General features: G+C 67.2%; 14 protein-coding genes. 8 read left to right on the top strand and 6 right to left on the bottom strand.

The genetic code is table 11. The features are described 5' to 3' along the window. Positions 1 to 43: 43 nt before the first annotated feature. The 3 genes from cydB to G6N14_RS17505 all read right to left on the bottom strand — a co-directional run bounded on the left by cydB (position 44) and on the right by G6N14_RS17505 (position 3,081). Complete coding sequence (gene cydB / locus G6N14_RS17515; RefSeq protein ID WP_085133864.1) at positions 44 to 1,084, bottom strand: cytochrome d ubiquinol oxidase subunit II; 1,041 nt, start codon at positions 1,082 to 1,084, stop codon at positions 44 to 46. Positions 1,085 to 1,126: 42 nt separating this feature from the next. Further along, positions 1,127 to 2,593: a cytochrome ubiquinol oxidase subunit I gene (locus G6N14_RS17510; RefSeq protein WP_085133843.1), complete on the bottom strand. Its 1,467-nt coding sequence runs from the start codon at positions 2,591 to 2,593 to the stop codon at positions 1,127 to 1,129. Between the two features lie 128 nt (positions 2,594 to 2,721). Further along, positions 2,722 to 3,081: an Rv1443c family protein gene (locus G6N14_RS17505; protein WP_275986888.1), complete on the bottom strand. Its 360-nt coding sequence runs from the start codon at positions 3,079 to 3,081 to the stop codon at positions 2,722 to 2,724. A 304-nt stretch (positions 3,082 to 3,385) separates the two neighbouring features. Here G6N14_RS17505 and G6N14_RS17500 point away from each other — a divergent pair, with 304 nt between their 5' ends. The 3 genes from G6N14_RS17500 to G6N14_RS17490 are packed head-to-tail and all read left to right on the top strand — an operon-like array spanning position 3,386 to position 7,282. Further along, the gene (locus G6N14_RS17500; RefSeq protein WP_109559646.1) at positions 3,386 to 3,823 is read left to right on the top strand and encodes an MmpS family transport accessory protein; all 438 of its coding nucleotides are present in this window, start codon (positions 3,386 to 3,388) and stop codon (positions 3,821 to 3,823) included. Continuing rightward, positions 3,820 to 6,681, top strand: coding sequence for an MMPL/RND family transporter (locus tag G6N14_RS17495; RefSeq protein ID WP_085133845.1), 2,862 nt, complete (start codon positions 3,820 to 3,822; stop codon positions 6,679 to 6,681). Before G6N14_RS17500 ends, G6N14_RS17495 begins: the two co-directional genes overlap by 4 nt. Positions 6,682 to 6,685: 4 nt before the next feature. Next, positions 6,686 to 7,282, top strand: a complete 597-nt coding sequence (locus G6N14_RS17490) for a TetR/AcrR family transcriptional regulator (RefSeq protein WP_085133846.1) — start codon at positions 6,686 to 6,688, stop codon at positions 7,280 to 7,282. A gap of 35 nt (positions 7,283 to 7,317) precedes the next feature. Here G6N14_RS17490 and G6N14_RS17485 read toward each other — a convergent pair whose 3' ends face one another. Continuing rightward, entirely contained in the window at positions 7,318 to 8,517 is a 1,200-nt protein-coding gene (locus G6N14_RS17485) for an epoxide hydrolase family protein (protein ID WP_234808759.1), read from the bottom strand. Positions 8,518 to 8,628: 111 nt separating this feature from the next. On the opposite strand from G6N14_RS17485, the gene G6N14_RS17480 reads away from it, so the two are divergent. From G6N14_RS17480 to G6N14_RS17470, 3 genes are all read left to right on the top strand, one after another. Next, positions 8,629 to 9,132 carry an SRPBCC family protein gene (locus G6N14_RS17480; RefSeq protein WP_085133847.1) on the top strand — a complete coding sequence of 168 codons (504 nt, stop codon included), beginning with the start codon at positions 8,629 to 8,631 and terminating at the stop codon, positions 9,130 to 9,132. Between the two features lie 11 nt (positions 9,133 to 9,143). Further along, positions 9,144 to 10,088 carry an oxidoreductase gene (locus G6N14_RS17475; RefSeq protein ID WP_085133848.1) on the top strand — a complete coding sequence of 315 codons (945 nt, stop codon included), beginning with the start codon at positions 9,144 to 9,146 and terminating at the stop codon, positions 10,086 to 10,088. 128 nt (positions 10,089 to 10,216) lie between these two features. Further along, positions 10,217 to 11,674 carry an aldehyde dehydrogenase family protein gene (locus G6N14_RS17470; protein WP_085133849.1) on the top strand — a complete coding sequence of 486 codons (1,458 nt, stop codon included), beginning with the start codon at positions 10,217 to 10,219 and terminating at the stop codon, positions 11,672 to 11,674. Here G6N14_RS17470 and G6N14_RS17465 read toward each other — a convergent pair. Continuing rightward, positions 11,638 to 13,737, bottom strand: coding sequence for an MMPL family transporter (locus G6N14_RS17465; RefSeq protein WP_179960850.1), 2,100 nt, complete (start codon positions 13,735 to 13,737; stop codon positions 11,638 to 11,640). The two genes, G6N14_RS17470 and G6N14_RS17465, sit on opposite strands and share 37 nt — an antisense overlap. A gap of 68 nt (positions 13,738 to 13,805) precedes the next feature. Here G6N14_RS17465 and G6N14_RS17460 point away from each other — a divergent pair, with 68 nt between their 5' ends. Then, positions 13,806 to 14,429 (top strand): hypothetical protein, encoded by a 624-nt coding sequence (locus G6N14_RS17460; protein ID WP_085133850.1) that lies wholly within the window; start codon positions 13,806 to 13,808, stop codon positions 14,427 to 14,429. A 2-nt stretch (positions 14,430 to 14,431) separates the two neighbouring features. Here the strand turns inward: G6N14_RS17460 and G6N14_RS17455 are convergent, their stop codons facing one another. After that, the gene (locus G6N14_RS17455; protein WP_085133851.1) at positions 14,432 to 15,103 is read right to left on the bottom strand and encodes a maleylpyruvate isomerase family mycothiol-dependent enzyme; all 672 of its coding nucleotides are present in this window, start codon (positions 15,101 to 15,103) and stop codon (positions 14,432 to 14,434) included. Between the two features lie 249 nt (positions 15,104 to 15,352). Here G6N14_RS17455 and G6N14_RS17450 point away from each other — a divergent pair, with 249 nt between their 5' ends. Then, the gene (locus G6N14_RS17450; RefSeq protein ID WP_234808760.1) at positions 15,353 to 15,967 is read left to right on the top strand and encodes a TetR/AcrR family transcriptional regulator; all 615 of its coding nucleotides are present in this window, start codon (positions 15,353 to 15,355) and stop codon (positions 15,965 to 15,967) included. Positions 15,968 to 15,973: the final 6 nt, after the last annotated feature.

The following is a 15,973-nucleotide window of genomic DNA, read 5'->3' as shown; positions in this document are numbered from 1 at the left end:
CGCCACAGGCGCGGGTCCAGCGGCGCCCGGGAACCCCGGGCGCTCAGGACGGCTGCCTCACCAGCCCAATGGACTGTGGAATCTGCTCGGCGGAGATTCGCTGTCGAAACACCCAGTACGTCCAACCCTGGTAGGCGATTGCCAGCGGCGCGAAGATCACCGCCGCCCAGGTCATGATCTTCAACGTGTAGGGAGTCGATGAGGCGTTGTAGATCGTCAGGCTCCACTGCGGATCCAACGTGGAGGGCAGCAGCGCCGGATACAGGGCGCCGAACAGCAGGACCACCACGGCCGCGACGACGATTGCCGAGCACGTGAACGCCCAGCCGTCGGACACCCGGCGCCACACCAGCGCCACCGCGGCCAACTGCGCGACCAGCGCGACGCCCAGCACCAGCCAGGTCCAACCGGTGCCGTGGGCGAGCTGGGTCCAGACTCCGAACGCGGCGACCAGCGCGGTCACCGGAAGCGCCAAGAGGTTGGCGAAACGGTGCGCGTCGTCGCGAATCGCCCCGGCGGTTTTCAGGCCGGTGAACACCGCGCCGTAGAACAGGAACAAGCCGCCGGTGGCCAGGCCGCCCAGCAGCGTGTAGGCGTTGATCACATCGCCGAACGCCAGGCGGACGTGGTGGTCGGCGTCCACCGGCAGGCCCCGGACCAGCACGGCGAACGCCACGCCCCACAGGATCGCCGGCAGCCAGGAGCCGGCGGCGATACCGGCATCGGCCCAGGCGCGCCACCGGGAGTCATTGACTTTGCCCCGCCATTCGATCGCGACGGCGCGCACGATCATGCCGAACAGGATGGCCAGCAGGGGCAGGTACAGCGTGGAGAACACCGTGGCGTACCAGTTCGGGAACGCGGCGAACATCGCCCCGCCTGCGGTGATCAGCCAGACCTCGTTGCCGTCCCAGAACGGTCCGATCGTGTTCAGCGCGGCCCGTCGGTGTGCCTCGGGGTCGCCGGCGCTGACGCGGCCGAACGGCGCCATCAGCATGCCCACCCCGAAGTCGAAGCCCTCCAGGATGAAGAAGCCGGTGAACAGCACCGCGACCAGCACAAACCACAGCTGTTGTAGGTTCACCGCGGCCACCTCCTTATCCGGTGCTATCCGTTCGACCCGGCCCTAGTAGGCGAATGACAGTGGCGCCACATCGTTTTCGTCCAGCGGTGCCGGCGGCGCAGGTTCGGCATCGTGGTCGGTCGGCCCTTGGGCCACATAGCGGCTGATCAACCAGAACCAGATCACCGCGAGCACGGCATAGACCAGCGTGAACATCACCAGGGAGGTGACCACCACACCTGCGCTGTTTGCCGAGACGCCTTGCGCGACGGTCTGCCGTACCCCGGGATCACCGGTCGGATTGGGGACCACGACCCAGGGCTGACGGCCCATTTCGGTGAAGACCCAGCCGGAGATGTTGGCCAGGAAGGGGGTGGGAATGGTCAGCAGCGCGAACCAGGCGAGCCAGCGCTGGCCGGGGATCTGCCCGCGCCGCGTCAGCCACAGGGCGACCATCGCGAACAGCACCGGCACCAGCAGCAGGCCGATCATCACGCGGAACGACCAATAGGTGACGAACAGATTCGGCCGGTAGTCGCCGGGCCCGAACTTCTGCTCGAAGTTCTGCTGGATGTCGCGGACCCCGTCGAGCCGAACACCGCTGATCCGGCCCTGGGCCAGCAGCGGTAGCAGATAGGGCACCTCGATCACCCGGGTGAGGTGGTCGCAGTTGTTCTGCCGCCCGATGGTCAGAACCGAGAAGTTCGGGTCGGTTGCGGTGTCGCACAACGATTCCGCCGACGCCATCTTCATCGGTTGCTGGACGAACATCAGCTTGCCCTGCACGTCGCCGGTCAAGAACAACCCCACCGCGGCGACCAGCGCGACCCAACATCCCAGAACGGCTGCCGGCCGGTACATGGTGCCGGCGTCCACGGCGGCCGCGGGCGAGCCGTCGGCGCGGGACCGGACCATCCACCAGGCGCACACCGCGGCGACGAATGTACCGGCCGTCAAGAAGGCGCCGGTTATCGCGTGCGACAGCGCGGCCTGGGCGGTGTTGTTGGTGAACAGCGCCACGATGCTGTCCAGTTCGGCGCGTTTGGTCTCCGGATTGAAGTGCGCGCCGACCGGATGCTGCATGAACGAGTTGGCGGCGATGATGAAGAACGCCGAGAGGTTCGTGGCGATCGCGACAATCCAGATGCACAGCAGATGTATTGCCCGCGGCAAGCGGTCCCAGCCGAAGATCCACAGCCCGATGAAGGTGGACTCCAAGAAGAAGGCGGCCAGGCCCTCCATCGCCAGGGGGGCACCGAACACATCGCCGACAAAGCGGGAGTATTCGCTCCAGTTCATGCCGAACTGGAACTCCTGGACGATTCCGGTGGCCACGCCCAGGGCGAAGTTGATCAAGAAGAGCTTGCCGAAGAACTTGGTGAGCCGGTACCAGGCGGGGTTGTTCGTTCGGAACCACACCGTCTGCATGACCGCGACCAACGGAGCCAAACCGATGGTCAGCGGCACGAAGATGAAGTGATAGACAGTGGTGATCCCGAACTGCCACCGCGATAAGTCAACGACGTCCATGGGCCATCTCCCGGGGCTGCGCAGCCGATGCTACGACCAAGGGTAGTAGTTAAGGCCGGTAACCGGTAGAGATTTCTCGGACGTCCGCCGGAGGCGGGCCGGTGGGGAAATGCCGGGCGCGCACGCGGCTAAGCCAGGATGGCGGCGAGGGTGCGCCAGCGGCGATGCCGGTGGGTGAACAGCAGCCGGATGAACATGCGAGTGACCGCGCCGATGATGCCGTCATCGGTCTCGATCTCGTCGGTGTAGCGGCAGCGCTGCTCGTCGAGGGGCGTGAACGTCAACCGGTGGTTCCAGGTGCGGACCGGCCCGCTGCGCTCGTTGGTATAGATCGTCAGCTCGTCGAGCTGCCGGATTTCGAGGTGATGGGTCCAGGCGGGGATGACCCCGAACCACCACAGCCGCGCCGACAGGCGGGTCCCGACTTCGAGGTGCTCCGGTGCGGTCAGCCTGGGCAGGGTGACCAGCGGGGCGAGCACGTATTGCATCAGGGCGGGTTTGCGTGCCAGTGCCGCAGCGTGCTGCGCGGAGATCGGTAGGTCGGTGTGCAGGGCGACAATGCTCACGGCGGGCTCCCGGGGTTCACGCGCGGACGGGTGAGTGAGGGGTTGCGGCGGCGGCCGTTGCCGGCCGCGAACATCCAGGTGGAACCTACCAGCGGCCGACCTTCCGCGGGCTGCTCGCGATGCGGTACTCTGCGTCCCGGCCCAGACGGAACCCGGGTTCCGCCTGTAGCGCACGTCTGTGTGCCGCGGCCCAGATCCTCGCGGCAGCAGCGGGCAAGGAGGCGTGGTGTTCGCACTGGTCCGCAGGCTGTGGATACCGCTGCTCCTGGTGGTGGTGATCGCGCTGGGCGCCTACGTGGTGGTCCGGGTCCGCAACAGTTTCGGCGCCGGCGCCCGGGTGGCCACCGCCGACCCCAACGCCGACGAGACCAAGCCCTTCAATCCCAAACACATCACCTATGAACTGACGGCCCCCTCGGGTGGCACCGTCAACATCAACTTTCTCGACGAGAACGGGCAACCGCACCTGATCGAGGACGCGCCGTTGCCGTGGTCGCACACCATCGTCACCACGTTGCCGTCGATGTCGGCCAACATCGTCGCGCAGGGCGACACCGCCATGGACCACCTGCGCTGCCGGATCATCGTCGACGACAACGTCCGCGACGACCGCAGCATCGACGAGTACAAGCCCTTCATCTACTGCTTGGTGAAGTCCGTATGAGCAACCGCGTAGGCCAGCCGCGCTCCCGCATCGCCCGGCTGCTCTGGGTGCTGGCCGTGCCCATCATCATCTTCTGGCTGCTCATTGCGATCGGAACGACGGTGTTCACCCCGAAACTGGGCGTGGTGGCGGGCAAGCACTCGGTGCCCATGGCACCGCTGGACGCGCCGGCGTTCAAGGACATGATGGGCATCGGCCACAAGTTCGAGGAGTTCGACACCGACTCCACCGCGATGGTCGTGCTCGAGGGCGACGACAAGCTAGGCGACAGCGCGCACGAGTACTACAACGAGATAGTCGCCAAGCTCAAAGCCGACCGGCATGTCCAGAACGTGCAGGACTTCTGGAGCGATCCGCTCACCGCCGCCGGTTCCCAGAGCCCGGACGGCAAGGCCGCTTACGTGCAGGTCTTCCTCGACGGAGCCCAGGGCACCACGCCCAGCCACGCCTCGGTGGCCGCGGTGCGCAAGATCGTCGAGGGTGTACCCGCCCCGCCGGGCGTGCAGGCGCACGTGGCCGGCAACACGGTGCTCAACACCGACACCCTGATCGCCGCACACAACAGCATGGAGCTGATGACGGCGGTCACCATCGGCGTCATCTTCGTGATGCTGCTCGTCATCTACCGATCGCTGCGGTCGGCGATCGTCGCGCTGATCCTGGTGCGCTTCGAACTGTATGCGGCAGAAGGCATTGTGGCCACAGCCGGCAACCTGGACATCATCGGCCTGACCCCGTACGCGGTCAGCATGGTCACGATGCTGACCATTGCCGCCGGCACCGACTACTTCATCTTCCTGCTGGGCCGCTATCACGAGGCACGCTCCGGCGGCCAGGACCGCGAAGAGGCGTTCCATACCGCCTACAACGGCGTGGTCCACGTGATCGTGGGCTCCGGCCTGACCATCGTCGGCGCCTGCCTGTGTCTGACCGCGACCAAGCTGCCGTACTTCCAGACCATGGGTGTGCCGTGCGCCATCGCGCTGGTGGCCACCATGGTGGCGGGCCTGACCCTGGCTCCGGCGGTGCTGGTGGTCGCATCCAAATTCGGGATCTTCGACCCCAAACGTCAAGTTTCCGAACGGGGCTGGCGCCGTATCGGCACCCTGGTGACGCGGTGGCCGAAGCCGATCATCGTGGTGACCACCTTCATCGCGGCGATCGGGTTCGTTGCCCTGGCGACCTACGTGCCCAACTACAACGACCGGCACTTCACCCCCGAGACCATCGCGGCCAACGTCGCCCAGACGGCGGCCGAACGGCACTTCTCCCAGGCCCGCATGAATCCCGAACTGCTCATGGTCGATGCCGGGCACGACCTGCGCAATCCGGCGGACATGCTGGTCATCGATCGGATCGCCAAGACCGTCTTCCACGAGCGCGGTATCGGGCGGGTGCAGACCATCACCCGTCCGCTCGGCGCGCCGATCGAGCACAGCTCCATTCCGTTTCAGATCGCCATGCAGGCCTCTGGTCAGCTACAGACCGCGAAGTTCATGAACGACAGCATGGCCTCGATGCTGGAACAGGCCGATGAGATGGGCCGGACCGTGGCCACCATGGAGCACATGTACGGGGTGATGCAGCAGGTCGTCGACACCACCCACGACATGACCGCCCACATGCACGAGCTGCAGGTCGACATCGAGACGGTACGCCAGCACGTGTCGGACTTCGACGACTTCTTCCGCCCGCTGCGCAGTTACTTCTATTGGGAGCCGCACTGTTTCGACATCCCCATCTGCGCTTCCACGCGGTCGATGTTCGACATGCTCGACGACGTCGACGCCATGACCGATGACATGGGCACCACCATCAAAGACGTCGACCGGCTCGACGTCTTGATGCCGCAGATGCTCGAAGACCTGCCCAAGACCATCGACTCGATGAAAAAGATGCGCGGCTTCATGCTCGCCACCCACAGTTCGATGTCGGGCATCCAGCACCATCTGCAGGAGAACGCCGAAGGCTCGACGCTGATGGGCAAGTTCTTCGACGAGGCCAAAAACGACGACTCCTTCTACCTGCCGCCGGAAGTCTTCGACAACCCCGACTTCATCCGCGGGCTGAAGATGTTCGTCTCGCCCGACGGCCACGCCGTGCGATTCATCATCACCCACCAGGGCGACCCCGCATCGGTCGAAGGCATCGAGCATGTCCAGGGCATCCGGGACGCCGTCGCGGACGCGATCAAGGGAACTCCGCTGGAAGGCTCGAAGGTGTCGCTGGCCGGCACCGCGTCGATGTACAGCGACATGCAGGACGGCGTGAAGATCGACCTGATGATCGCCGGGTTGTCCACGCTGATCCTGATCTTCTCGATCATGCTGCTGATCACCCGCAGCCTGGTGGCGTCGCTGGTGATCGTCGGCACGGTGCTGGCCTCGCTGGGCACCGCCTGCGGGCTGTCGGTGCTGCTGTGGCAGGACATCCTCGGGGTGGGCCTGCAGTGGATCGTGTTGCCGCTGACGGTGATCATCCTGCTGGCGGTGGGATCGGACTACAACCTGCTGCTGGTCTCGCGGCTCAAAGAGGAGATCGGCGCGGGCCTGAACACCGGGATCATCCGCGGCATGGGCGCATCCGGCCGGGTGGTCACCGCGGCGGGCTTGGTGTTCGCGGCGACCATGGCGTCGATGATGGTCAGTGATCTGCGGGTGATCGGGCAGTTGGGCACCGCGATCGCGCTGGGGCTCCTGGTGGACACGTTCATCGTCCGCGCCTTCATGACGCCCGCGATCGCGGCGGCGCTGGGCCGGTGGTTCTGGTGGCCGCTGGACACCTTCAGCATGCGGGACCGGCCGGCGCCCGCGCCGGCTACCGACGCCGAACCGATACCGCAGCCGACGATGGTGTGAGGCTATGGAGTCACGACTGCGGCACCGCACCGACGGGAGGCTGGATCGCTCTCGCGATCCCGCGATCTTGGACGCCGCACTGGCTGTCGTCTCGGAAAACGGCTACGACGCAGCGAATATGAACGACATCGCGGCACGCGCCGGTGTCGGAAAGGCGGCCATCTACCGCCGCTGGTCGTCGAAAGCGGCGCTGGTCACCGACGCGCTCATCTATTGGCGGCCCGATCTGCTCACCAAGGACACCCCCGACACCGGGAGTCTGACCGGCGATCTCGACGCACTCGTGGCGCAGATCGGCCGCAACGACAACGAGCCGTTCCCCAACGACCTGGTGCTGCGTGTCGCCTTGGAGGCTGCGCAGGACCCGGACCTGGCGGCCGCGGTCGATGACCTACTCCTGGTCAAGGGCAAGGGACTGGTCGCCAAGATCGTCGCGCAGGCCGTGGCGCGCGGCGAGATCGACGCCGACCGGGACTGGTCGCTGGTCGCCGACGTGGTGCTGGCGATGGGTCTGCTGCAGGTGGTCCGCGGTCAGACCATCGACGCAGCCTTCGTCCGGGCTGTCATCGACACGCTTGTTCTGCCTGCATTGCGCCCGTAGTGAGAGCCGGCAACCCAGCGCCGCAGGTCGGAACCTCACAACACGGCCAGGTCCGCCAGCACATCGGCGAAGTCCGCCAGGTCCGCGGCGAACAGTCCGGGCTGCTCGAAAGCGGCGAAGTGCCCGCCGCGTTCCTGGACGCTGTAGTGGACCAGGTTGTAGCGACGGGCGGCCCACGCCCGCGGTGTCTGCACCAGCTCGTAGGGGTAGACCGCGTAGCCGGTGGGCACCGTGACACGACCCCGCCATGAGCCGAGCGCGCCGGAGCGGGCGGACTCGCAATACAGGCGGGCCGAGGAGGTCCCGGTCGCGGTCAGCCAGTAGAACATCAGGTTGTCGATGAGCCGGTCGGTGCTGATCGGCATCCCGTCGCGGATGTCGCACCAGGCGTGGAACTTCTCCAGAATCCAGCCCGCCAGTCCGACGGGTGAGTCGTCGAGTCCATATCCCACCGAATGCGGCCGCGTCGCTTGCTGATTCATATACGCCCTGCCGTCGGCAGTACGCTGCACCGAGGCAGCGACAGCCGCCTGCTCGGCGGCCGTCACCGCGGCCATCAGACCGGGGTCGTCGCGGTCCGGCGGGGCGAAGCACATGTTGGTGTGGATGGCCGCGACCCGTTCTGGGTAATGCTCACCGAGCCGGCGGGCGACCAGTGCCCCCCAGTCGCCGCCTTGGGCGACATACCGGTGATAGCCCAGTTGGCCCATCACATCGTCGACGGCAGCCGCCACGGCCGCGACGTCGACACCGGGACGGCGGGTCGGACCGGAGAACCCGTAGCCGGGCATCGAGACGACGACGACATGGAATCGCTGACGCAGCAGCGGAAGTACGTCGAGGAACTCCACGATCGAACCGGGCCACCCGTGCGTCACAACCAAGGGGATGGCGTCGCGTTCGGGCGACCGGGCGTGCAGAAAGTGCACGCGCTGACCGGCGGCAACGGTGAGGAACGAGCCGAATGCATTGACCTCGGCTTCCACTGGCCGCCAGTCGTAGGTGTGCAGCCAGTGATCTACGACCGCCTTGAGGAAGGCTTGGTCGGTTCCGTAATCCCATCCGGCCCCGTCGATCTCAGCCGGCCATCGGGTGTTGGCGAGCCGGCGGCGCAGATCATCCAGCTCGGGCTCGCTGACGCACAGCGGCCAGGGTTCAGGTCTGTTCAGGGCCGCCTCCGCTTCGATTGCCGGGGGACCGAGCCTGTCGGCGGAAGCCGCCTTCGGCTCAGGCACTTGCACACCCTATCGAGATGTGTACAAACTGATCAACGCCTATCGCGCCGGTCGCCGAATGTCGTCGCCGGCCCGCCGAAATGTCCTGAAAGGAAGTGCCAGTTGCCCCGGATGTATCCGTGCGCGAAGGTCGGCCTCGACTATCTGGAGCAGGCCCCACAGCGGTTCAGCAACAGCGTCGACCTCGCCGTGACGCCGGGCCAGGTCTGGGAGGTGCTGGTGGACGCCGATGCGTGGCCGCGCTGGGCCAGCGTGATCACCAACGTGACCTGGACCAGCCCCGAACCGCACGGAGTCGGCACCACCCGCGTGGTCGACATGCGTGGCGGGATTGTCGGCGACGAGGAGTTCCTGGCCTGGGAACCCGGGCAGCACATGGCTTTTCGTTTCAACGCGAGCTCGACTTCGGCGTTGGCGGTGTTCGTCGAGGACTATCGCATCGAGCCCACCGCGCAGGGGTGCCGGCTGACCTGGACGGTGGCCAACCAGCTGACCGGCCCGGCCCGGTGGGCGTCCCCGGTCAGTGGCCCGCTGATGAACCTGGGGTTCCGCCGCTTCCTGTCCAACCTGCGCCGGTATACCGACAAGCGTTTCGCGACGGCGAGCCGCGGATAGGGCAGCCGGGCATGGACGCGGCCCATTGGTCGTTGGAGCAGGGCGCGCCTCAGGCCGGCCGCACCGCGGTGGTCACCGGGGCCAACACCGGGGTCGGCCTTGAAGTGGCCCGGGGATTGGCGGTGCTGGGGGCCACTGTCGTACTGGCCTGCCGCAACAGCGCCGCCGCAGCGCAGGCGCGGAGCGACATCCGCCGGTCGGCTCCGGAAGCGCGCGTCGAGGTCGTTCATCTCGATGTCAGCGACCTGACCTCGGTGCGTGCCTGCGCGGACGTGCTGCGGGCCGGCTATCCCGTCATCGACATCCTGGTCAACAACGCCGGTGTCATGCACCAGAGCCGTCAGGTGACCCCCGACGGCTTCGAGGGCGATCTCGGCACGAATTTCCTCGGCCCGTTCGCCCTGACCGGCCTGCTGCTCGATCGCCTGCGCGCATCCCCCGCGGGCCGGATCGTCGCGGTGAGCAGCAAGACCCACCGCAGCGGCCGGATCGCCTTCGAGGATCTGCAGTCGGAGAAGGTCTTCACCATGGCCAAGGCCTACGCGCAGTCCAAGCTGGCCCAGTTGATGGCCACCTACGAGCTGCAGCGGCGGCTGGAATCCGCGGGCAGCGCGGCTATTGCGCTCGCCGCGCACCCCGGGGGTACCCGCACCTCGATCCTGCGCGAGCAGCCGGGAGCGATCCGCTGGGTGTTCGACAGCCGCTTCCGCTATCTGACCGGCTGGTTCACCCAGGGGCCTGCGCAGGGGGCGCTGCCCATGCTGCGGGCTGCGACCGATCCGGCCGCCACCGGAGGCCAGTTCTACGGCCCGGGAGGGCGTTTCGAGCAGATCGGGCCGCCGGTACCGGTACGGGCCGCCGCCCGAGCGCTCGACGTCGATGCGCAGCGGCGGCTGTGGGCGATCGCCGAAGAATTCACCGGGGTCACCTACTCGCTGCCGGGCGGTCCGGCATAGCACTGGCCGCCGGTTCCACCGGCCGAGCAGCCGGACCGACGGAGCGGCCGGGTGTTGACCATCGCGCGCCCGTGATGCTAAGCAGGTGCACAGCATCACCTGCCGCGGCGACCAGAAGGAATCTGTGCATGACAGTGCAGTCGGTAATCAACGATCTTGCGAAGCGGCCGGGCACCGGTGACGTCATCGCCGTCATCGACCCCGCGACCGAGGAACAGATCACCGAGTTCCGTGACGCCGGTCCCGAAGCCGTCGACGAAGCCGTCGCCCGCGCCAAGGCGGCTTACCAGTCCGGCGTGTGGACCGACCTGCCGGCTCGCCAGCGCGCCAGGGTGCTGTGGAAACTCGCAGACCTGATCGACGAGCACGCCGAGGAGTTCGCCGAGCTGGAGTCGCTGGACTCGGGCATGCCACCGGCCCAGTCCGCCATGATCGTGTCGACCTGTGCGGAGTTCTACCGCTATTACGCGGGGTGGTGCACGAAGCTCAACGGCAGCAGTTACCAGGTGCAGATGGAGGGCGGCGTCACCGGCACCTACGCCAATATGCATGCCTACACGGTGAAGGAACCCTATTCCGTGGTGGGCTTGATCTATCCCTGGAACGGTCCGCTGTTCAACGCCTGCGCCAAGATCGCCCCGGCGCTGGCGGCCGGTTGCAGCAGCGTGGTCAAGCCGGCCGAGGAGACACCCCTGTCGGCGGTCTTGCTGGAACGCCTGATCGCCCAGGCCGGGGTGCCCGACGGCGTCACGAACTTCGTCATCGGCTATGGCGCCACCGCAGGCGCGGCGATCACCAGCCATCCCGATGTGGAGAAGGTCGCCTTCACCGGTTCCACGGAGGTCGGCAAGGAGATCATGCGCAATGCCGCGGACAACCTGAAGAAGGTCACGCTCGAGCTGGGCGGGAAGTCCCCGGTGCTGATCTACGAGGACGCCGACCTGGACATGGCGATCATGATGGCCGCGATGGGCATCTTCGTGCATTCCGGCCAGGGATGCGTGTGCGGTTCGCGGGTCTTCGTGCAGCGCAGCGTCTATGAGCGTGTGGTGGCGGGCATCGCGATGATCGGCGAGAACCTGGTGCTCGGCGGGCCCAAGGACGAGGGATCGATGATCAGCCCGCTGGTCAGCGCCAAACAACTGCAGCGCGTCATGGGCTACATCGAGCAGGGCAAGCAGGACGGCGTCGAGATCGTCAGCGGCGGTTACCGGCTGGACCGCAAAGGCTACTTCGTCAAGCCCACCGTGATCACCAACGTGGACCCGGCCACCAGCCGGCTCTACAAGGAGGAGATCTTCGGTCCGGTCGTCACCATCTTGCCGTTCGACGACGACGACGAGGCCGTGGCGATGGCCAACGACACCAACTACGGATTGGCTGCCACGGTCTGGACCACCAACCTGGCTCGCGCCCACAACCTGGGCAAGCGACTGCAGGCCGGCATGGTCGGGTTGAACTGCCAGCTGACCTTCGACCACAACGTCCCGTTCGGAGGCTACAAGCAGTCCGGAATGGGCAAGGAGTTCGGCTACGAGGGCATCGATGGCTACCTGAAGACCAAGTCGGTCTGGGCGGCGCTCTGAGTCCCGGCCTGCTCGACCGGCGGGTTCGGCCACCAGATCCGGTCGCCGATCAGTGCGAAGAGCGCTGGAATCACCAGTGTGCGAACAACAAAGGTGTCCAACAGGATTCCGAGACCGACAATGATGCCCAGCTGGGTCAGCACGATCAGGGGCAGCACCCCCAGGACGCAGAACACCGCGGCCAGCACGATCCCGGCGCTGGTGATGACCCCACCGGTCGCCGACACCGCGCGCACCATCCCTTCGCGGGTGCCGTGTCCGCGGGTCTCCTCGCGGGCCCTGGTCACCAGGAAGATGGTGTAGTCCACTCCCAGCGCAACCAGGAACAGGAACGCGAACAGGGGAGTGCTGTTGTCCAGAGCCGGAAATCCGAACAGGTGCAGGCTGGCCCAGCCGCCCAAGCCGAGCGCCGCCAGGGCACTGAGCACCGTCGCCGCCACCAGGACCGGCGGCGCCAGCGCCGCCCGAAGCAGGACGAACAGCACCGCGAGAACCACCAGCAGGATGAGCGGAATCAGCACCGTGCGATCGCGGATGGCGGCGTCGCGGATGTCGAGGGCCTCGGCGTCCGCGCCGCCGACCAACGCGCGGAAATCCACGGCGCGCACCGAATCACGAAGTCCGGAAACAATCTTAAAAGCCGCGTCGGTCGCCGGTGCGGCGTCGAGAACCACCGACCACATGGTCCGTCCGGTCTCGGAAACACCGGTCTGCATCGCCGAGGCGACGCCCGGTACCGCGGTGATCGCCCGGTTGAGCTGTGCAGAGCGGGCGGTCGGGCCGATCACGACGGCCGGACTCGCAGCGCCCTCCGGGAAGTGTTCTGCCAGCCGGTCGAATCCGGTCACCGAGTCGGCTTGTAACCGGAACTGCTCGGTCTGCGACAACCCGACCCCGGTGCCCAGCAGGCCGGCCGCCGATACCGCCAGGACGGCAACCGCCGCCGTGCACACCACTGCCGGGTGGCGCGAGACGGCGTCGGCGACGCGGTGCCATGGGCCTGACAGGGTCGGCACCGCGTCTCCGGTGGGCCGGGGAATGAACGGCCAGAACAGTTTCCGCCCGAACAGTGCCAGCGGTGGGGGCAGCAGCAGCAGGACGAACGCGGCGGCCACCACCAGCCCGCAGCCGGCGCAGACCCCCAGGCTGCGGGTGCTCGGGGTGACCGCCAGGATCAGCGTCAGCAGGGCCAGCACCACGGTGGCATTGCTGGCCAGGATCGCCGGGGCGGCGGCGGCCACCGCGCGGCGGAGCGCAGCGCGGTGGTCGGGGGCCACGCGGAGTTCCTCGCGGTAGCGCGAGATCAGCAGCAGCGCGTAGTTGGTGCCGGCGCCGAAGACCAGAACGCTGGTGATCCCGGCGGTCGAACCGTCCAGGGTCACACCCGCGGCGTTCGCGACGGCGGACCCGGCCACGGTGGCCACCCGGTCGGCCAGCGCGATCACCAGCAGGGGCACCAGCCACAGCACCGGCGACCGGTAGGTGACGATCAACAGCAGCGCCACCACCAGGGCGGTGACCACCAACAAGGTGACATTGGCGCCGGTGAAGGCATCGGCGATATCGGCGCCGAACGCCGGCCCGCCGGTGATGTGCGTGGACAGCCCGGCCGGCAGACCGTCGTCGGCAGCGGCGCGCAACGCCTTGACCGTGTCGGTGAGCGCGAAACCGGATAACCCGGCGTTCAACGGCACCGCGGCCACGGCCGCTTCGCGGTCGGCGGAGACCTGCACCGGCACAGCCGGACCGGGGAGCACCTGGGGCACCCGCGCAAGCCGATCGCGGGCCGCATTGAGTGCGGCGAGGTCTTCGGGCGTCAGCGGCTTTCCGTCGGTGCGGGTGGCGACCAACAGCGCCGTGGCCTGTTCCCCGCCGGCGAAGGTGGGCAGTGCTGCGGCGACGCGGGCGGATTCGGCGCTGGCCGGAAGAGACTCCGGCGATCGCGTCGCGGAGTCATCGCCCCCGCTGAGCGCCAACAGCGCGACGGCGACCAGCAACGGAACCAGCGCGATGAGCCAGGAGCGGCGGCCGGTCACGGCGGCGGACAAGCGGTCCCAGACCATTCGGTGAGCATGGCACCGATTCCGCGAGTGGACAACCGAATGCGACCGTGAGCCGATACTGTAGGCCGGTGACCGGCGGTGCGAATACCGAGTGCTCGCGCCGTGTCTTCCTGCGCGATGCTGTCTGGGCGGTACCGGTCGCCGCAGCTGTGCTGGCCAGCCCCCGCGCGCTGGCGGCGCCGGCTCGCTCCGGCGGGTGCGATGATCCGAACCACGTGATGGACGATTGCGTTGTGGCGCTGCCGCAGGAGTTCAGCTGGACCAGCTTCTCCACCAGCCCCGCCGTCGGCGGAGGCACTAACTACGCAATCCAGTTCACCACCAGGATCACGCCGGGTCCGCCGGTACCGGCGGACGCCACCGGCTACCGCATCGACAGTCTGCGCATCGCCGGTACCTCGCCCGAAGGTTCGGCGTTCTCTGTGGCGCCGTCGGTGGGCGAGAGCGGTTCACGCGCCATCTGGATTCGGTCGGACTCGTCGCTCGGTTTCGTGCTGGACGCACCGTGGGATCCCAAGCAGCTGGTCCGCACCTTCGACTACACCTACAACGTGGTCTACCTGAACGCGGCGACCGAGATTCAAACGTGCACGTACGTGACGACAATGCGGCTCGCCCACAACCGTGCCGCTGCGGGCGGGGTCGGATCGGTGGCGTTCTCTGTGCCGCAGCTCGCGTCCTGCGGCCTCTGATGTCAGCGGCCCGGGATCGGCTGGTCGTCGTCGCGGTGGCCGAAAACCCCGAAGCCGTCCACCAGTTGGGGAGACGGCGCAGGGGACCAGTCCCACCCGGCGATCTGACGGCGGGAGCGCCTGCTCAACAGTCCACGCAACAGCTCATAGCCGTCGGCGCGCAATTCGGTGACGGCGTCGTCGGATCCGCACCGCCATTCCCGGCCCAGCTCGTCGGTGATCACCAGGCTTTCGGCTTCGGGAAGCCTCCGGCCGGGCAGGTGGCCCATGGCGTCCAGGAAGGGCTGCCAATGCTCACGATCGACGCGGCCCAGGCCGAGCGCCTCATGCAGATCGGCCTCATGACAGATCGCATCGGCTGCCAGGTTGGGCCCGGCGAACCGTTCGGGCAGGCTTGCTTCCACCGCCGGGGAGGCGAGTTCCCACTCCTTGAGCAGCTCGCCGACTGTACGGTCGCGGCGCTCGGCGACGTGCCGCGCGGTCCAGGACGGACCCGGCGCCCCGTCGAGTCGCTGGGCCCGGGCATCCGCGGCGCCACCGGTCAGGTGAGCCAACACCTCATGCACCGACCATCCGGGCGTCGCCGGAACCGGCAGCCGTAGCTGGCTCCCGCTGAGCCCCTCGGCCAGTTCGCTGATCCGGGCGCGAGTGGCGCGGTAGATGGCGTCAAGCATCAGAAAACCTCCTGGCGAGTCAGACGGACTGGCGACCGACGGGTTTCACCATACCCGTTAATTTAAGAAAAATAAGGGATCAGTGGCACAGGAATAAGATTTAGACCGGTATACCGCCCCTTTGCCGCGATTTATGGGCTTACAACTGTAAAGAAACTGGCGTTAGGATAGGTGTCAGCTAACACAAACAACAGAAAATGTTATTCAGAACCCAAGTGGGGACAACTAACAGGCCGTTAGGATCACCCCGTGCCCCCTCCCCCGCGCCGGCGCAATTTGCGAGGTCACGGCGCGCTGCTGCGCGACGAGATCCTGGCCGCGGCCGTGCGGGTCATCGATGGCGCCGAGAGTGAGGCCGAGGTCTCACTGCGCCGTATCGCCCGGGAGGCCGGTATCGCCGCTCCATCGGTGTATGCGCACTTCGCCGACCTGGAGCGGGTGCTCGAGGCCGTCGCCGAGTCGAGCTGGATCCAGGTCTCCGACGAGATCGCCGAATACGTGCAGCACGCCACCAGCCCCCGGGAATGCCTGCTCATCGGTTGCCGGATCTATGTGGCCTTTGCCAAACGCCATCCGCTGCGCTACACCCTGATGACCCAGAAGGGTCAGATCCCGCCGGCTGCCCGGCGGGCGCTGGCGGTGGTGACCAGAGGACTGCTGGCCTGCCGGGGGCAGGGATCCGATGCTTCCGACAGCGATTGCGACCGGATCGCCGCCGCGTTGTCCGTGGCGTTGCACGGCGTGGCGATGCTGCACCGCAGCGACGCGCCGAGCCTGTGGCTCAATGACTTCAGCACGGACGACGTGATCGCGACGCTGGTCGACAGCGCGACCCTGCAGCTGGCCGAAGCCGAACGCGTCTGAGCTGCG

This window comes from Mycolicibacter hiberniae (genome assembly GCF_010729485.1).
GTDB lineage: Bacteria > Actinomycetota > Actinomycetes > Mycobacteriales > Mycobacteriaceae > Mycobacterium > Mycobacterium hiberniae.
The sequence above is the reverse complement of the archived record's forward strand: the minus strand, read 5'-3'. Positions and strand labels throughout refer to the sequence as shown.

Coding starts and splice junctions, on each gene's coding strand:
- G6N14_RS17465 (WP_179960850.1), bottom strand. CDS start 13,737: ATGGTCTGGGACCGCTTGTCCGCCGCCGTGACCGGCCGCCGCTCCTGG.
- G6N14_RS17490 (WP_085133846.1), top strand. CDS start 6,686: ATGGAGTCACGACTGCGGCACCGCACCGACGGGAGGCTGGATCGCTCT.
- G6N14_RS17480 (WP_085133847.1), top strand. CDS start 8,629: ATGTATCCGTGCGCGAAGGTCGGCCTCGACTATCTGGAGCAGGCCCCA.
- G6N14_RS17455 (WP_085133851.1), bottom strand. CDS start 15,103: ATGCTTGACGCCATCTACCGCGCCACTCGCGCCCGGATCAGCGAACTG.
- G6N14_RS17495 (WP_085133845.1), top strand. CDS start 3,820: ATGAGCAACCGCGTAGGCCAGCCGCGCTCCCGCATCGCCCGGCTGCTC.
- G6N14_RS17475 (WP_085133848.1), top strand. CDS start 9,144: ATGGACGCGGCCCATTGGTCGTTGGAGCAGGGCGCGCCTCAGGCCGGC.
- G6N14_RS17470 (WP_085133849.1), top strand. CDS start 10,217: ATGACAGTGCAGTCGGTAATCAACGATCTTGCGAAGCGGCCGGGCACC.
- G6N14_RS17510 (WP_085133843.1), bottom strand. CDS start 2,593: ATGGACGTCGTTGACTTATCGCGGTGGCAGTTCGGGATCACCACTGTC.
- G6N14_RS17505 (WP_275986888.1), bottom strand. CDS start 3,081: ATGCAATACGTGCTCGCCCCGCTGGTCACCCTGCCCAGGCTGACCGCA.